At 67.6% G+C, this 15,608-nt stretch carries 16 protein-coding genes; 10 read left to right on the forward strand and 6 right to left on the reverse strand.

Annotated elements, in window-relative coordinates; genetic code table 11:
• Positions 1-14: 14 nt before the first annotated feature.
• Genes WDM91_17065 through WDM91_17085 form a run of 5 tightly spaced genes read left to right on the forward strand, consistent with a single transcriptional unit; the run spans position 15 to position 5,386 of the window.
• The gene (locus WDM91_17065; protein MEI9996311.1) at positions 15-692 is read left to right on the forward strand and encodes a CpaD family pilus assembly protein; all 678 of its coding nucleotides are present in this window, start codon (positions 15-17) and stop codon (positions 690-692) included.
• Between the two features lie 8 nt (positions 693-700).
• A complete protein-coding gene (locus tag WDM91_17070; GenBank protein ID MEI9996312.1) occupies positions 701-1,957 on the forward strand; it encodes a pilus assembly protein CpaE in 1,257 nt (418 codons plus the stop codon).
• Positions 1,958-1,960: 3 nt separating this feature from the next.
• Positions 1,961-3,424 (forward strand): CpaF family protein, encoded by a 1,464-nt coding sequence (locus WDM91_17075; GenBank protein ID MEI9996313.1) that lies wholly within the window; start codon positions 1,961-1,963, stop codon positions 3,422-3,424.
• 8 nt (positions 3,425-3,432) lie between these two features.
• On the forward strand, positions 3,433-4,398 hold the full coding sequence (locus tag WDM91_17080; protein MEI9996314.1) for a type II secretion system F family protein: 966 nt from the start codon (positions 3,433-3,435) through the stop codon (positions 4,396-4,398).
• Between the two features lie 10 nt (positions 4,399-4,408).
• The gene (locus WDM91_17085) at positions 4,409-5,386 is read left to right on the forward strand and encodes a type II secretion system F family protein (GenBank protein ID MEI9996315.1); all 978 of its coding nucleotides are present in this window, start codon (positions 4,409-4,411) and stop codon (positions 5,384-5,386) included.
• 38 nt (positions 5,387-5,424) lie between these two features.
• Here the strand turns inward: WDM91_17085 and WDM91_17090 are convergent, their stop codons facing one another.
• Entirely contained in the window at positions 5,425-6,378 is a 954-nt protein-coding gene (locus WDM91_17090; protein ID MEI9996316.1) for a tetratricopeptide repeat protein, read from the reverse strand.
• 238 nt (positions 6,379-6,616) lie between these two features.
• On the opposite strand from WDM91_17090, the gene WDM91_17095 reads away from it, so the two are divergent.
• On the forward strand, positions 6,617-7,639 hold the full coding sequence (locus tag WDM91_17095) for a TAXI family TRAP transporter solute-binding subunit (GenBank protein ID MEI9996317.1): 1,023 nt from the start codon (positions 6,617-6,619) through the stop codon (positions 7,637-7,639).
• On the opposite strand, the gene WDM91_17100 is transcribed toward WDM91_17095, so the two are convergent.
• Complete coding sequence (locus WDM91_17100) at positions 7,636-8,298, reverse strand: glutathione S-transferase (GenBank protein ID MEI9996318.1); 663 nt, start codon at positions 8,296-8,298, stop codon at positions 7,636-7,638. The genes WDM91_17095 and WDM91_17100 overlap by 4 nt on opposite strands.
• 83 nt (positions 8,299-8,381) lie before the next feature.
• Here WDM91_17100 and WDM91_17105 point away from each other — a divergent pair, with 83 nt between their 5' ends.
• Positions 8,382-9,758, forward strand: a complete 1,377-nt coding sequence (locus WDM91_17105) for a leucyl aminopeptidase family protein (GenBank protein MEI9996319.1) — start codon at positions 8,382-8,384, stop codon at positions 9,756-9,758.
• The gene (locus tag WDM91_17110) at positions 9,755-10,540 is read left to right on the forward strand and encodes a C40 family peptidase (protein ID MEI9996320.1); all 786 of its coding nucleotides are present in this window, start codon (positions 9,755-9,757) and stop codon (positions 10,538-10,540) included. Before WDM91_17105 ends, WDM91_17110 begins: the two co-directional genes overlap by 4 nt.
• A gap of 40 nt (positions 10,541-10,580) precedes the next feature.
• Here the strand turns inward: WDM91_17110 and WDM91_17115 are convergent, their stop codons facing one another.
• The 3 genes from WDM91_17115 to WDM91_17125 are packed head-to-tail and all read right to left on the reverse strand — an operon-like array spanning position 10,581 to position 13,050.
• On the reverse strand, positions 10,581-11,405 hold the full coding sequence (locus WDM91_17115) for a hypothetical protein (GenBank protein MEI9996321.1): 825 nt from the start codon (positions 11,403-11,405) through the stop codon (positions 10,581-10,583).
• A gap of 51 nt (positions 11,406-11,456) precedes the next feature.
• Positions 11,457-12,398 (reverse strand): glyoxylate/hydroxypyruvate reductase A, encoded by a 942-nt coding sequence (locus WDM91_17120; protein ID MEI9996322.1) that lies wholly within the window; start codon positions 12,396-12,398, stop codon positions 11,457-11,459.
• A 58-nt stretch (positions 12,399-12,456) separates the two neighbouring features.
• A complete protein-coding gene (locus tag WDM91_17125; protein MEI9996323.1) occupies positions 12,457-13,050 on the reverse strand; it encodes a cytochrome c family protein in 594 nt (197 codons plus the stop codon).
• A 109-nt stretch (positions 13,051-13,159) separates the two neighbouring features.
• On the opposite strand from WDM91_17125, the gene WDM91_17130 reads away from it, so the two are divergent.
• Positions 13,160-13,897, forward strand: coding sequence for a 3-deoxy-manno-octulosonate cytidylyltransferase (locus WDM91_17130; GenBank protein ID MEI9996324.1), 738 nt, complete (start codon positions 13,160-13,162; stop codon positions 13,895-13,897).
• Positions 13,894-14,760: a prephenate dehydratase gene (locus WDM91_17135; GenBank protein ID MEI9996325.1), complete on the forward strand. Its 867-nt coding sequence runs from the start codon at positions 13,894-13,896 to the stop codon at positions 14,758-14,760. The genes WDM91_17130 and WDM91_17135 overlap by 4 nt, the downstream gene beginning before the upstream one ends.
• A 190-nt stretch (positions 14,761-14,950) precedes the next feature.
• Here WDM91_17135 and WDM91_17140 read toward each other — a convergent pair whose 3' ends face one another.
• A complete protein-coding gene (locus WDM91_17140; protein ID MEI9996326.1) occupies positions 14,951-15,457 on the reverse strand; it encodes a GNAT family N-acetyltransferase in 507 nt (168 codons plus the stop codon).
• Positions 15,458-15,608 lie beyond the last annotated feature (151 nt).

Consider the following 15,608-nt stretch of genomic DNA (forward strand, 5'->3'; position numbering starts at 1 on the left):
CGAGGATCATGCCGATGAACCCCAGCGCGAAAGATTTCCTCAAGGCGGCCTCGCTGCTCGCCGTGCTCGCGGCCGGAAGCTGCGCCGCGCCCGTCAATGACGGGAACGGCCTGATGGACGATCCGGTCGTCAACCATCCCATCCAGGTGCAGCCCAGCTATCGCGCGATCAAGCTGCCCTTCTCGGCGCCCGATGCCGGCCTGATGCCGGACGACGCCCAGCTCTTCGATGCTTTCGTCGCCGACTACATCCAGCACGGCAATGGCGCGATTTCGATCTCGGCGCCGGCCGGCCGCGATGCGTCGGCGACCATCGCCTATTTCGGCGAGCGCCTCGCCGCCGCCGGCGTGCCGCGCGAGCGCATCCTGGTCGGCACCCGCGCGATGCCCGACGGCAAGGTCGAGCTCGGCTATATCAGCTACGAGGCGTCGACCGCGCCCTGCGGCGACTGGTCGACCAACATGGCCGACACCGCCTCGAACCGCTCCTATCCCAATCTCGGTTGTGCCGTGCAGCACAACATCGCCGCCCAGGTTGCCGATCCGCGCGATCTGGTGACGCCGCAGCCGATGGGCTCGGGCGACGCGCCACGCCGCGCCACGGTCTACGACAACTACAAGAACGGCAAGCCGACCGGCGCCGAGAAGAACGCCGAACAGTCCGGCGCCATCGCCGACGTCGACAAGCAATAGAGGCGATCATGGCGAAGTCCAACGAGCCCGAAGAGGAAGAAGCGTTCGGCGCCGCGCCGCACGAGCGTCCCGTGCCGCGCATCTCCATCGCCGCCTTCGTCGAGTTTCCCGACACCGGCGCCGCGCTGCAGCGCGCCGGCGCCGACCGCCGCCTCGCCAAGGCGCATCTGAACGTGCAGCTCGGCGGCATCAACGCCGCGGTCGAGCATTTCGTCGGCCAGGTGACGCCCAACCTCCTCATCGTCGAGACCCGCCTCAACGGCCAGGCCGCGCTCGAGGAGCTGGACCGCCTTGCCGAGGTCTGCGATCCGACGACCAAGGTGATCGTCGTCGGCCGGGTCAACGACGTCGAGCTCTACCGCGAGCTGATGCGGCGCGGCGCCAGCGAATATCTCGTCGCGCCGCTCAACCCGCTGCACCTGATCGAGGTCATCTCCGGCCTCTATCTCGATCCCGATGCCGCGCCGATCGGCCGCGTCATCACCTTCGTCGGCTCGCGCGGCGGCACGGGCGCCTCGACGCTCGCGCACAATGTCGGCTGGTGCATCGCCGAAGAGCTCGCCATCAACACGACGATCGTCGATCTCGACCTGCCGTTCGGGACGACGGGGCTGGACTTCAACGACGAGCCGAGCCAGGGCGTCGCCGACGCGCTCTCCGCGCCCGAACGCCTGGACGACGTTCTGCTCGATCGCCTGCTGGTGAAGCGCGGCGATCATCTTTCGATCTTCGCGACCTCGGCGCTGATCGACCGGGAATACGAGGCGCCGGCCGACGCCTACGAATCCGTGCTCGATGCCGTGCGCCAGTCCACGCCCTGCGTGATCGTCGACCTGCCGCATCTGTGGGCGCCCTGGGTCAAGACGACGCTGATCGGCTCCGACGACATCGTGATCGTGGCGACGCCCGATCTCGCCTCGCTGCGCAACGCCAAGAACCTCGTCGAGCTGCTGCGCGCCAGCCGCCCCAACGACACGCCGCCGCGCCTGGTGCTGAACCAGACCGGCGTCGCCAAGCGTCCCGAGATTCCGGTCAAGGATTTCGCGGAGACCATCGGTATCGAGCCGGCGCTGGTCCTGCCGTTCGAGCCTGCGCTGTTCGGCCAGGCCCACAACAACGGCCAGATGATCAACGAGCTCGCGCCCAAGTCTCCGACCGCCGCCGGCATCCGCCGCCTCGCCGAGCTCTGCACGGGCCGCGTCCCGCAGGCGCAGCAGAAGACCCCGCCTTTCCTGTCGTTCCTGAAGGGAAAGAAGAGAGCATAATTGATGTTCGGCAAGCGCAACGCGACGACTGACGCTGCTCCGCGCCCGGCCATGCCGGCGCCGCCGCCGCCGCTCGCCGGCGCCGCGCCGCCCAAGGCCGAAGGCGCGCAGTCGGCGCCGCAGCGCAGCGCCCCGCTCCTGGTCACGCCGACGCCCAAGGCGCAGGCCGCGCGCGTCCTCGCCGACACGCGCTCCGAAGACTATTACCAGATCAAGACGACGATCTTCTCGGCCCTGATCGACACGATCGACCTCGCCCAGCTGGCGCAGCTCGATCCGGATTCGGCCCGCGAGGAAATCCGCGACATCGTCAACGAGATCATCTCGATCAAGGCCGTGGTGATGTCCATCGCGGAGCAGGAACACCTGCTCCAGGACATCTGCAACGACGTCCTGGGCTACGGTCCGCTCGAGCCGCTGCTGGCGCGCGACGACATCTCCGACATCATGGTCAACGGCGCCAACCGCGTCTTCATCGAAGTCGCCGGCAAGGTGCAGCTCACCAATATCCGCTTCCGCGACAATGCGCAGCTGATGAACATCTGCCAGCGCATCGTCAGCCAGGTCGGCCGCCGCGTCGACGAGAGCTCGCCGATCTGCGACGCGCGCCTGCTGGACGGTTCCCGCGTCAACGTGATCGCGCCGCCGCTGGCGCTCGACGGTCCGACGCTCACCATCCGAAAGTTCAAGAAGGACAAGCTCACCCTCGACGATCTCGTCAAGTTCGGCTCCATCTCGCCGGCCGGGGCGCGCGTGCTGGGCGTCATCGGACGCTGCCGCTGCAACGTGCTGATCTCCGGCGGCACGGGCTCGGGCAAGACCACGCTGCTGAACTGCATGACCGGCTATATCGAGGCGGACGAGCGCGTCATCACCTGCGAGGACGCCGCCGAACTGCAATTGCAGCAGCCACATGTCGTGCGTCTCGAAACCCGCCCGCCCAACCTCGAAGGCCAGGGCATGATCTCGATGCGCGACCTGGTGCGCAACTGCCTGCGCATGCGTCCCGAGCGGATCATCGTGGGCGAGGTGCGCGGACCCGAGGCCTTCGACCTGCTGCAGGCGATGAACACCGGCCATGACGGCTCGATGGGCACGCTGCACGCCAACACCCCGCGCGAGGCGATGTCGCGCCTCGAATCCATGATCACCATGGGCGGCTTCTCGCTGCCCACCAAGACCATCCGCGAGATGATCGTCGGCTCGATCGACGTGATCCTCCAGGCCGAGCGCCTGCGCGACGGCTCGCGCCGCATCACGAAGATCACCGAGGTGGTCGGCACCGAAGGCGAGGTCGTGATCACCCAGGACCTGATGACCTACGAGATCTCCGGCGAGGACGAGACCGGCCGGCTCAAGGGCAAGCATATGGGCACCGGCATCGTGCGGCCCAATTTCTGGGAACGGGCTCGGTATTACAATCTGGAACGCGAGCTGGCCGAGGCGCTCGACGCGTTGCAGGCGTGAGGCGATAGATGCTCTTCGTGCTCGCCGCGATGTTCACGATGCTGGCGCTGGGCGGCGCGGTCTACGCGTTCAGCGGCGGCAACGGCTCCGCCAAGCGCGTGAGCGCGATCGCCAAGCCCCAGGCCCAGGCGCGCGGCGGAAAGACCCCGGATACCGCGGCGCTGAAACGCAAGAACGTCCAGGCCCTGCTCAAGGAGATCGAGAGCAAGCAGGCGGAAACGAAGAAGAAGATCACGCTGCGCCAGCGCCTGGACCAGGCCGGCCTGCCCAACGTCTCGAACCGCAATTTCTGGATCGCCTCGGGCGTTTCGGCCTTGCTGGCGCTGTTCTTCTGCTTCATCTCGGGGCAGACGATCTATGTCGACCTGGGCGCCGCGCTGACCTTCGGGCTCGGCCTGCCGCGCTGGGTGCTCAGCTTCCTGAAGGCGCGGCGGGAAAAAGCCTTCACCAACGAATTCGCCAACGCCATCGACGTCATCGTGCGCAGCGTCCGCTCCGGCCTGCCGACCAACGAAGCGCTGCGCATCGTCGCCCGCGAGGTTCCCGATCCCTGCGGCGGCGAGTTCGCCCGGCTGTGCGAAAGCCTCAAGGTCGGCGTCACGCTCGAGCAGGGCGTGAAGAAGATGTTCGAAAGCATGCCGACGCCGGAGGTCAGCTTCTTCGGCATCGTCATGACCATCCAGCAGAAATCGGGCGGCAACCTGTCGGAGGCGCTCGGCAATCTCTCGGCGGTCCTGCGCGACCGCAAGCGCCTGGTCGGCAAGATCCGGGCGATGTCGTCCGAGGCCAAGGCGTCCGCCGGCATCATCGGTTCGCTGCCGCCGGGCGTGATGGGCATCGTCTATGTCACCACGCCCGACTACATCAAGCTGCTGTTCACCGAGAAGGCCGGCAACCTGATGCTGGCGGGCTGCGCCGTCTGGATGGGGCTCGGGATCTTCGTGATGCGCAAGATGATCAACTTCAAATCCTAGGGGACGCGCCATGTCCAGTGTCGGGATCCTCGACATCCTGTTCGACAAGACCTTCCTCGCCACGCTGGCGGCGGCGATCTTCGCCTTCGCGACCATCGTGACGCTGGGCCTGCCGCTCGCCAACCGCGACGGTCTCGGCCAGCGCCTGAAGGCCGTGGCGGCGCGGCGCGAGGAATTGCGCGCCAAGCATCTCGCCGCCCTGACCGCCAAGCGCGGCGCGCTGCGCAGCGCGCCGGTCGGCTACATGAAGACCACGCTGGACCGCTTCAAGCTAGGCAATCTGCTCGAATCCGAGGACTCGCGCGAGAAGCTGGCGCGCGCCGGCTATCGCGGCCAGGGCCCGATCGTGACCTTCATGTTCTTCCGTTTCATCATGCCCTTCGCCGTGTTCGCCTTCGCGCTGTTCTATCTGTTCGTCATCGCCCATTTCCACTGGACGTCGACCATGAAGGTCACGGTCAGCGTCGGCATGGCGCTGCTCGGCTTCTATCTGCCGGATCTGTTCCTGAGCAACGCGATCTCGCGCCGCCAGCAGTCGATCATGCGGGCCTTTCCCGATGCGCTCGATCTGCTGCTGATCTGCGTCGAATCCGGCATGTCGGTGGAAGCGGCATTCCAGCGCGTCGCCTCCGAGATCGGGGTGCAGTCGACCGAGCTGGCCGAGGAGTTCGGCCTGACGACCGCCGAGCTCTCCTATCTTCCCGACCGCCGCATGGCCTTCGAGAACCTTGCGGCGCGCTGCGGCCATTCCGGCGTCAAATCGGTCGCCACCGCGCTGAACCAGGCGGAGCGCTACGGCACGCCGATGGGCCAGGCGCTGCGCGTCGCGGCGCAGGAAAATCGCGAGCTGCGCATGTCGGAAGCCGAGAAGAAGGCGGCGTCCCTGCCTGCCAAGCTCACGGTCCCGATGATCGTATTCTTCCTGCCCTGCCTGTTCGTGGTGATCCTCGGCCCCGCGATCATGAAGATCATGCACATGCACCATTGAAGCCGGTCTTCGCGCCGGACGGTGCTTCGGCGAAGCCTTCAGGGCTTGCTGGCGTCGGCCGTCATGCGCAGCGCCGGGATATGGTCCTTGACCGGTGCGCTGGTCTTTGCCGCTTTCGCGGGTTTGGGCGTCGCGCCGTCGGCGGCGAGCCGCTTGGCCGGATGGCCGGCCTTCGCGAGCTTGGCGGGCTTGCCTTTCACCGTCCGGGCTTCGCGCCCGACCGGCCCGGCCTTGGGATCGAAGGGCACGGCCTGCATCACGACATCGGCGCCGCCGCTGCGGCCGAGCGCGCGGGGTGCGCCCTGGGCCGGCGGCGACAGCAGCGTGCTCGCGACCACGGGGCTGCGCGGCGCGGCCGTCGCAAAACCGGATGCCGTGGGCGCGCCGGCGAGGGACGGTGCCATGCGGTCGAGAAGGGCGATGTTGGCGGCGATCTTGGGATCGCTCGCGCCGCTCGCCTGGGCCTGCATCAGCAGCGTGCGCGCCCCGACCGTATCGCCGGCCAGCATCCGCGACATCGCATAATTGTTCAGCACCGCGCCCTCGCCCGGCTTCATCGCCAGGGCGTGCTCATAGGCGAGCTTGGCATTCGCCGGATCGCTCTGCTTGTCATAGGCGACGCCCAGCGCCGAATAGAGCGTCCAGTCGTTCGGCTGCAGCTGGATGGCGCGCTGCAGGAACTGCACCGCATCGGCGGTCTGGCCCTTCTGCACGAGGAGCTTGCCGTATTCGCCGACCACGCGCGGATCGTCCGGCTGCATCAGCATGAGCTGGCTCAGGACCCTGGTCGCACCGTCGAGGTCGCCCTTGGTGCGCAGCATCTGCGCCTGGCGAACCGCTGCGGCCATGTCGAGCGGGATCGGGGCCGCATCGTCGCTGCTGTGCGTGCTGGCGGGGGCGGCCGCCGTGCTGTCGCCACCCATCATGCCGCAGCCGCCGAGCAGGGCCGTGCCCAGCGCCAATCCCGCGATCTGGAGAGCCAAACGACGCATCGATGATTCCTCTTGCCGGACGAAAACGCTCCGCCGCAGCATGGCCGCATCCCCCTCAACAAACCCTTAAGCATATTGCGCCATAACGAGATAAAGGCCTGCAGCGGTTGGCCGAAGTCGCGTTTGGGGCAGGCTGGAACTTCTTTCCTTCGCAGGGGCGTCCAATTGCTGACGCAATGATGGGCTGGATTCTCGCGTCATGAGGTTGCGCCGGACGACAGGGATCGCGGTAGCCGCTTTGGCCCTCCCGGTCCTCGGCGCGCTGCTGCTTGCCGTCTATTTCACGCCGGCCGAGGCGCTCTCCCAGCGCATCGCGTTCCAGATTTTGACCGGTTCGACCGGCGGCACCTATTTCCCGGTCGGCCAGCTCATCGCGGGCCTGCTCAGCCACCCGCCCGGCGTCGACCGTTGCGAGGGGGACAGCGTCTGTGGTCCGCCGGGGCTCATCATCACCGCGCGCACATCGGAGGGTGCGGTCGCCAATGTCCTCGCGGTCAATGCCGGCCGGGCCGAGTCCGGGCTCGCCCAGGGCGATGTGGTCGCGCAAGCCGTCGCCGGCCAGGGCGCCTTCCGCAAGGCGGGCAGGCAGTCGTCCATCCGCGTGATCGCCGATCTGTTCCCCGAAGACGTCCACCTTCTGGTCGCGCGCAAGGCAAAGATCGCGGGCGTCGGCGACCTCAAGGGCAAGCGGGTCTCGCTGGGTGCCGACGGCTCGGGCACCGGCGTGACGGCCCGCGCCGTCCTCGCGGCCTATGGCATCGCCGAATGGCGGATCAAGGCGCGCCACGACGCCGCCGATGTCGATGCCCAGCTGATGCAGCAGGGCCAGCTCGATGCGTTCTTCTTCGTCGGCGGCCGTCCGGTCGGCCTGGTCGACGACCTCATCGCCCGCGGTGTCGCGCGGCTGGTGCCGATCGACGGCAAGGGCCGCGACAAGCTGATCAAGGCCGTGCCCAGCCTGTCGCCGGCCGTCATCCCTGCCGGTACCTATCGCGGCGCACCCGCGGTGCAGACGGTCGGTCTGCGCGCCTTGTGGATCGTCAACGCCGCGCAGCCGGAGGCTTTGGTCTACGGCATCGCCAAGGCGCTGTTCGCGCCGGGCAACCGCGGCGCGCTGGACGAGGGCGTCCGCGCCACCGGCCAGATCCGGCTCGACACCGCGGCGCGCGATCTTCCCGCGCCGCTGCATCCCGGCGCGCTGCGCTTCTACCGCGAAGCGGGGCGCCTGCCGAAGCCGAACACCAAGGCCGGGAAGATCTAGGCGGCGCCCGTGTCGACTTCCTTCTGCGCCGCATCGCCCCATTCGCGCATCGCGGGCAACGCCATCACGCGCGCGATGTAGTCCTGCACCGCGGGCGGCACCGTGACGCCATAGGTCGCGAAGCGCGACACCACCGGCGCATACATGCAGTCGGCGATCGAAAATCCGCCGAACAGGAACCCGCCCTCCGCGCCGAAGCGCTCCAGGGCCGACGACCACGCCTCGATGACGCGCGCGACCTGCGCCTTCGTCGCGTCGCGCAGCTCCGGCAAGGGATGACGCCGCGCGAAATCCATCGAGAGCTGGTCGCGCAGATCGGGAAAGCCCGAATGCATCTCCGCCGCATAGGATCGCGCCTCGGCCCGCGCAAAGGGATCGTCCGGCCACAGCTTGGCCTCCGGATGCCGCTCGGCCAGGGTCTCGCAGATCGCGAGGCTGTCCCACACCGTGACCTCGCGTCCATCCTGCTCGATCTTGAGCACCGGCACGCGGCCCGCCTTGGAATAGCGCTTGATCTCGTCGCCGGTCAGCGGCTGCCGGCGCAACGTCACCACGATCTCGACGAAAGGCGCCCGCGTCGCGTGCAACGCCAGGAAGGGCCGAAGGCTCCAGCTCGACCAGTCCTTGGTCCCGACGATCAGCGTGTAGCGTGCGGCCATAGGCGGTTCTCCACCTGTGCGAGATTGCGTCGACTTCCCGCCCGTCCTATTCCATCCCCACACGAACCGAAAGGCGCCCCGCGATGCATTCCAGCCTGGTCAAGGCTGCGCGAAACGCAATCCCGCTCCATGCCGTCGCGGTCGCCGACCTCGAGCGCTTCCTGGCGCGGCGCGACAAGCGCGAGGCGGCCATTCTCAAAGCCACCGCTTTCAAGGCCGGCGAGGGTGAACTCAGGCTGATCGTCGATGCCGCGGGCAAGATCGGCAGTGCCGTGCTCGGCCTGGGCAAGAACAGCGATATCCTGGCGCTCGCGACCTTCTCGGAGCAGCTTCCGGCCGGAACCTACCGCTTCGCGGACATTCCCGGCGACGTCGGCGAAGCGAATGGCGCGCTCGCCTGGGTGCTCGGCACGTATCAGTTCACCCGCTACAAGAAAGGCAAGGCGCTGGCCGCCAAGCTCGTGCTGCCCGGCGGCGTCGATGGCGAAGAGGTCTCGCGCATCGCGGCCGGCGTCTTTCTCGCTCGCGACCTGATCAATACGCCGCCCAACGATATGGGACCGGCGGAACTGGCCGATGCGGCGCGCGCGCTCGCCAGGACGCATGGCGCGAAATTCGCCGTCGTCACCGGCGACGCGCTTCTCAAGCAGAATTATCCGCTGATCCATGCCGTGGGCAAAGGCTCGGAGCGCAGTCCGCGCCTGGCGAGCTTCATCTGGGGCCGCGCGAACGCGCCCAAGGTCACGCTGGTCGGCAAGGGCGTTTGCTTCGATACGGGCGGCTACGACCTCAAATCCGCTTCGGGCATGCTCGCGATGAAGAAGGACATGGGCGGCGCCGCCACGGTGCTCGGTCTCGCCGGCATGATCATGGACGCGAAGCTCGATGTGCGCCTGCGCGTCCTCGTCCCGGCGGTGGAGAATTCGGTGTCCGGCTCCGCCTTTCGGCCCAGCGACGTTTTTCCCTCGCGCAAGGGCCTCACGGTGGAGATCGGCAACACCGACGCAGAAGGCCGTCTCGTCCTGGCCGACGCTCTGACCGAGGCCGACGCGGACGCACCCGATCTTCTCATCGACATCGCCACCCTCACCGGCGCCGCCCGCACCGCGACGGGTTTCGAGCTGCCGCCCTTCTTCACCGACGATGAGGCCCTCGCGGCCGAGCTGATGACGCACAGCGCCCGGGTCAACGATCCGATGTGGCGCCTGCCGCTGTGGCGCGGCTATGAGCCGGTGCTGAGCTCCACCGTCGCCGACCTCAACAACAATCCGAATTACGGCTATGCCGGCGCGATCACCGCCGCGCTCTTCCTGGGCCGCTTCGTGGAGAAGGCGAAGAGCTGGGTGCATCTCGACATCGCCGCCTGGGTCGACCGCCCCCGCCCCGGCCGCCGCACCGGGGCGGAAGCGACCGCCGCGCGCGCGCTCTATTCGCTGATCAGCGCCCGCTACGGCAAATGAGCGATCCGCGCACCACGCCGATGAAGGACGGGGCCGTCGTGGCCGGCGGCGAAACGCAGACCATCGCGCGCGGCCGTGTCGCGCTGCGCCACGCGCCCTCGCAGGACGCCGTGCAGGACAACGAGCTCCTCTTCGGCGAGGTCTTCATGGTGTTCGCGCGCAAGGACGGTTGGGCCTGGGGCCAGGCGGCGTCCGACGGCTATGTCGGCTACATCCACACCATCGCGTGCCACGAGCCCTTCGTGCCGGATCATCGCGTGACCGCGATCGCGACGCCGGTGCTGGCCGGGCCGGACGTCAAGCAGCCCTCGCGTGACCTCCTCCCGCTCGGCGCGCGGGTCAAGGTCCAGGACCGCGTCAAGGGGTTCGTGCGGATCGCGCCGGACGGCTATGTCTTCGCCGGGCATCTTGCGCCGCTGGAGCAGCGGGTCGGCGACTGGGTCGCCACGGCCGAGCGGTTCGTCGGCGCGCCCTATGTCTGGGGCGGCAAGACGCATGCGGGGATCGACTGCTCCGGCCTCGTGCAGCTCGCCCTCGCCACCGCCGGCATCGCCGCGCCGCGCGACACCGACCAGCAGGAAAGAGCGCTCGGCCTGGACTGCCCCGATCCCAAGCGCCGGCGCGGCGATCTCGTCTTCTGGGACGGCCATGTCGGCATCATGCTGGACGAAAGCCGTCTCATCCATGCCAACGCCTTCCACATGCAGGTGGAGATCGAGCCGCTGGCCGATGCCGTCGCGCGCATCGCGCCCGGGCCGGTGACGGCGATCCGGCGGCTATAGAGCGCGTTCGAAACGGCGGCTGCCGCCGGACTCGCGACGATCAGGGAACCTGCGGCAGGCGCACGCTGCAGATCGACGTATAGCCGCGGCCTTCGCGGTCGACCAGGGCGGCGGCCTCGGGGCTGAGCTTGGCCGGATCCAGGCAGGCTTGCACATCGCCATAGGTGGCGCGCCAATCCGTACCCCAGCGCGTGTCCGGGAAGGTCTTCAGCGGCGGGAATTCCTCATAGTCGTAGTCGAGCGCGGCCAGCGCGCTTTGCAGCATCGCGGGATCGTAGCGTTCCGCGCGATAATCCCATTTCGCCACCAGCGGCCGCAGGTTGCGCTTCACCGCATCGCGCCAGTTCCGGGTTTTTGCGACGCGGCTCGCGCCATAGGCGTCATAGGCGGCCTGTTGCATCTGCTTGAGCGAGGGGATGTCGCCCTGTCCCGGGGGATAGTTGTCCTCGAAGATGAAATTCGCGAAGCCCCAGGCGCGGCCCTGCATCAGCCGCTCGAACGCGTTCACATGGTCGTCGAAGAACAGGACGGTCTTCGTCTTGGGCAGGGCGCTGAGGTCGAGATGCGAGAAATCGATGTCGACATATTTAGCACGCTTGGAGATGTAGGCGCGGTTCCCCAGTTCGAGATCGACCGAAATGATGTCGGCATTCGTCGCCTGCTCGATCAGCCAGGTCGACTGCCCGCGCCAGATGCCGCTTTCGAGAACGACCTCCGGCTCGCTCTCGCGGATGAAGACCCAGGTCGCGAACATGTGGGGAAGCAGCATGCCGCCCGCATTGCTGGTGATGGGGCGTCGCTTGTAGATGTCGAAAAACTCTTCGAACAGGGCGTCGTAAGCCCTCGTCCGCGTGACAACTCTCATCATCGGGCTCCGTCGGCTGCGGGGCGACACTAAACGGCATCTCGCGGGGAATTAATACCCGCGGCTCAGGTCGACGACGTTTTTCGGCGCCTCGCCGCGTTCCATGTCCGCGATGCCGCGGAGGATCGAACGCACGGCATGCAGCGGCGAGGTGATCGCCGCGATGTGCGGCGTGGCGACGATCCTGGGATGCTTCCAGATCGGATTGTTCTGCGGCAGCGGCTCGGTCTCGAACACGTCCAGCGTCGCGCCGGAGAGATGGCCGCTGTCCAGCGCCGCGATCAGGTCGGGCTCGTTCACATGTCCGCCGCGCGCGATGTTGATGACATAGGCGCCCTTGGGCAGCTTGGCGAAGGCCGCCGCATTCAGGATGTGCCGCGTCTCCGGCGTCAGCGGCAGCACGCAGATCACGAAATCGCAGCCTGCGAGGAACGCGTCGAGTTCCTCCATGCCCGCGAAGCTCTTCACGCCGTCGACGCGCTTGCGCGTGCGGCTCCAGCCGCTGACGGCGAAGCCCAGGTCGCGCAGCCGCTCGGCGCAGGTTGTGCCGATTTCCCCAAGTCCGAGGATGCCGACCCGCGTCTGCGCCGTCGCGCGCGGCAGCATGCGCTGCCGCCATGCGCCCTCGGCCTGGGCCGCGGCGAAGAATGCAACCGTGCGGTGCTGCATCAGGACATGCAGCACCGCGAACTGCGCCATCTCGCCCGACAGCGAATCGTCGACGAAGCGGATCAGCGGGATCTGCCTGGGAAAGTCCGGATCGAGCAGGAAGCCGTCGACGCCTGCGCCCAGCGAGAACACGGCCTTGAGCCCGGGCAGCGATTTGAGAAGGCCCGGCGGCGGCCGGAAGCTCACCGCATAATCGATCTGCGCCGGATCATAGGCGTCGACGCCATGGGCGTAGACCGTGGTTCCGCCGTCCGCCAGCGGCTGCTGCCACAGCCCGCCCCAGCCGGGCGGCACGAGCAGGAGGATCGACGGTTGCGCACTCATGCCGGGACGCTCACGCGTTTGCGCCGTGGGTGCAAGCCCACAACCGCAGTCGGCGCCGCTACTTCTTCGTCGCGTCCGGTTTGGCCGGTGCCGCGGCGGGAGCCGGCGCGGGGATCGGGGCCGGCGTGTCTTCCTGCGTGCGCAGATAGGCCAGCAGGTTGATGCGGTCGTCCGGGCTGCGCAGGCCGGCGAAGGTCATCTTGGTGCCCGGCACCTCGCCCTGCGGCGACTTGATGAACTTGAACAGCTTGTCATAGGTCCACGGATTGTGGTCGGCGCTCATCGCGCTGGAATAGTCGAAGCCCGGATGCGTCGCGCGCGGCCGGCCGATCAGGTCCCACAGATTGGGGCCGACCTTGTTGGGGCCGCCCTTCGACAGGTCGTGGCACTGCTCGCAGCGGGTCGAGATCGCCTTGCCCGCCGCGACGTCCGCCTTGGGCAAGACGGTGCCGAAATCGGGCAGCGCTTCCACCGCCGGTCCGGCCGCGGCGCCGCCGGCCGAAGCCGTCTCGGTCACGCCCTCGACGTGATAGGCCTCCTTGGCGGGCTTCTCCGGCTCGAACAGCGCCTCGGTCCCGAACTTGATGGCAAGGATGAGGATCAGCGTGCCCAGGACCGCTCCGGCGATCTTGTTCCACTCCCAGGAATCCATAAGGTCACGCTCCGCTTAAGCTGGCAGAAATGCCGGGCGACATTACCCATGGGCTGGGAACCGTCATTGCGGCGAAGCGTCGCGGAGTCCAAGGAATTCAAGGGTTTCGATGAAACCGATCGTGCTTATCCCCGCCCGCATGGCCTCGACGAGGCTGCCCGGCAAGCCGCTGGCCGATATCGCGGGCCGTCCGATGATCGTGCGCGTCTGGCAGCAGGCCGTGGCGGCGGGCATCGGGCCGGTGCTCGTCGCCGCGGCCGAAGCCGAGATCGTCGCGGCGGTCGAGGCTGCGGGTGGCCGGGCGGTGCTCACCGACCCGGATCTGCCCTCCGGTTCGGACCGCATCTTCCAGGCGCTTCAGAAGGCCGATCCGCAAGGCGCGCATGACGTGGTCGTCAACCTGCAGGGCGATCTGCCGGCGCTCGATCCGGCCTATGTGCGCGCCGTCGCGGACGCGCTGGCGGCGAGCGGCGCCGACATCGCCACCCTGGCGGCGCAGATCGACGATCCCGCCGACTACGACAATCCCGCCGTGGTGAAACCCGTCGTGGCCTGGGACGGCGCGCGCGGCCATGCGCTCTACTTCACCCGGGCGCGCGCGCCATCGGGCGACGGCGCGCTGTTCCATCACATCGGCATCTATGCCTACACGCGCGCCGCGCTCGCGCGTTTTGTCGCGCTGCCGCCGTCGCCGCTCGAGACGCGCGAGAAGCTCGAGCAGCTGCGTGCGCTCGAGGCGCGCATGAGCATTGCAGTGGCGCGCGTGGACAGCGTTCCGCTCAGCGTCGATACTCCCGCCGACCTCGAAAAAGCGCGGCGCGTATTGGGAGTGAAGGCATCGTCATGAGTGGTTCGGCAATTCACGATGCCCGGCGCGTCGCCTTCCAGGGCGAGCCCGGCGCCTACGCCAATCTCGCGGCCCGCGAGGCGCTGCCGCACGCGCAATACATTCCCTATCCGACCTTCGACCAGGCGGTGGAGGCGGTGAAGCGCGGCGAGACCGACCTGTGCATCATCCCGGTCGAGAATTCCCTGATGGGCCGCATCGCGGACATCCATCACCTGCTGCCCGAGGCCGGCCTGCATATCGTGGGCGAGCACTTCCTGCGCATTCGCCACCAGCTTCTGGGCATCAAGGGGGCGACGCTCGCGGGCCTCAAAAGCGTCTACAGCCAGGGCCCGGCGCTGGCGCAATGCCTCAAGGTCATCCGCGACCTGAAGCTGAAGGCCGAGAACTGGCACGACACCGCCGGCTCGGCCAAATACATCGCGGAACTCAAGGATCCGGCGCGCGCCGCGATCGCCTCGAAGATGGCGGGCGAACTCTACGGCCTCGAGATCCTCAAACCCGATGTCGAGGATGCGCATCACAACCACACCCGCTTCCTCATCATGTCGCGCGCGCCCGACGATGCGCCCAATGACGGGCGCCGGATCGTCACCACCTTCGTCTTCCGCGTCCGCAACCTGCCCGCCGCGCTCTACAAGGCGCTGGGCGGCTTCGCGACCAATGGCGTGAACATGACCAAGCTGGAAAGCTACCAGCTCGGCGGCTCGTTCAACGCGACGCAGTTCTATGCCGACATCCAGGGCCATCCCGACGATCCGGCGGTCAAGCGCGCGCTGGAGGAACTGGCCTTCTTCACCTCGAAGCTCAGCGTGCTGGGCGTCTATCCGGCGCACGAATTCCGCGACGACATGCCGGATTAGGGCGTGGACTCAATTGGGGGCAGCCTCATCAACAACTTGTCATGGCCCGCGACTGCGGGCCACCCAGCCGGGTTCTGCAAAATGCCGATTATCTTGTGACGCCTGAGAAAGCATTGCCGAATTTCTCAGGGTTTCACCTGGGTGGCCCGCATTCGCGGGCCATGACACTCGGGATTATCCAGTAGGGATCCTATCCGGCGCGCCGCCAGCGGTAATAGACCCGCGGCGCGTCCCAGCCGTCCTGCATCACCTCGTCCTCGCGCACGAAGCCCTCGCGCTCGTACCAGGCGATCGCGCGATGGTTGCGGGTGTCGGCCCGCAACAGGATCTCGTCCGGCAGATGGGTGCGGACGAACGCCAGAAGCATCTTGCCGATCCCGCGATGCTGATGGCCGGGCGCGACGAAGATCTGGTCGAGGTAATTGTCGCGCGTCCGGAACGCCAGCATGGCCGCGATCGCGCCGCCATCGTCTGCGACGTAGAGCTGCCAGCCATTCTCGATCTCGCGCGGGATGCGCGCGCGCAACATGTCGAAGTCCGCGCCCCCCAGCCCGGTCGTCTCATGACTGGCGATCCAGACGCGCGCGACCGCATCGAATTCGTCGTCGCGGGCGGGACGGATGGGAATGCCGCTGCTCATGAAACCCAACTTGCCGGCCGCCGCCGGGAAAACGGATTCGATTTCATCCCGATCCATGATGCGTTCTCCGCGCCCCGATATTTGTCGGCTCAATCGGCGACCAGGGAAGACCGGTGGCCTTCCATCCGATTAGAACAAGTTGCGATCGATCTTAAGAAAAATGTCATCCCGGCCGACCCCGGCCTTGAGCCGGGGGAGAGCCGGGACC

The sequence above is a fragment of the Rhizomicrobium sp. genome (genome assembly GCA_037200385.1).
Lineage (GTDB): Bacteria > Pseudomonadota > Alphaproteobacteria > Micropepsales > Micropepsaceae > Rhizomicrobium.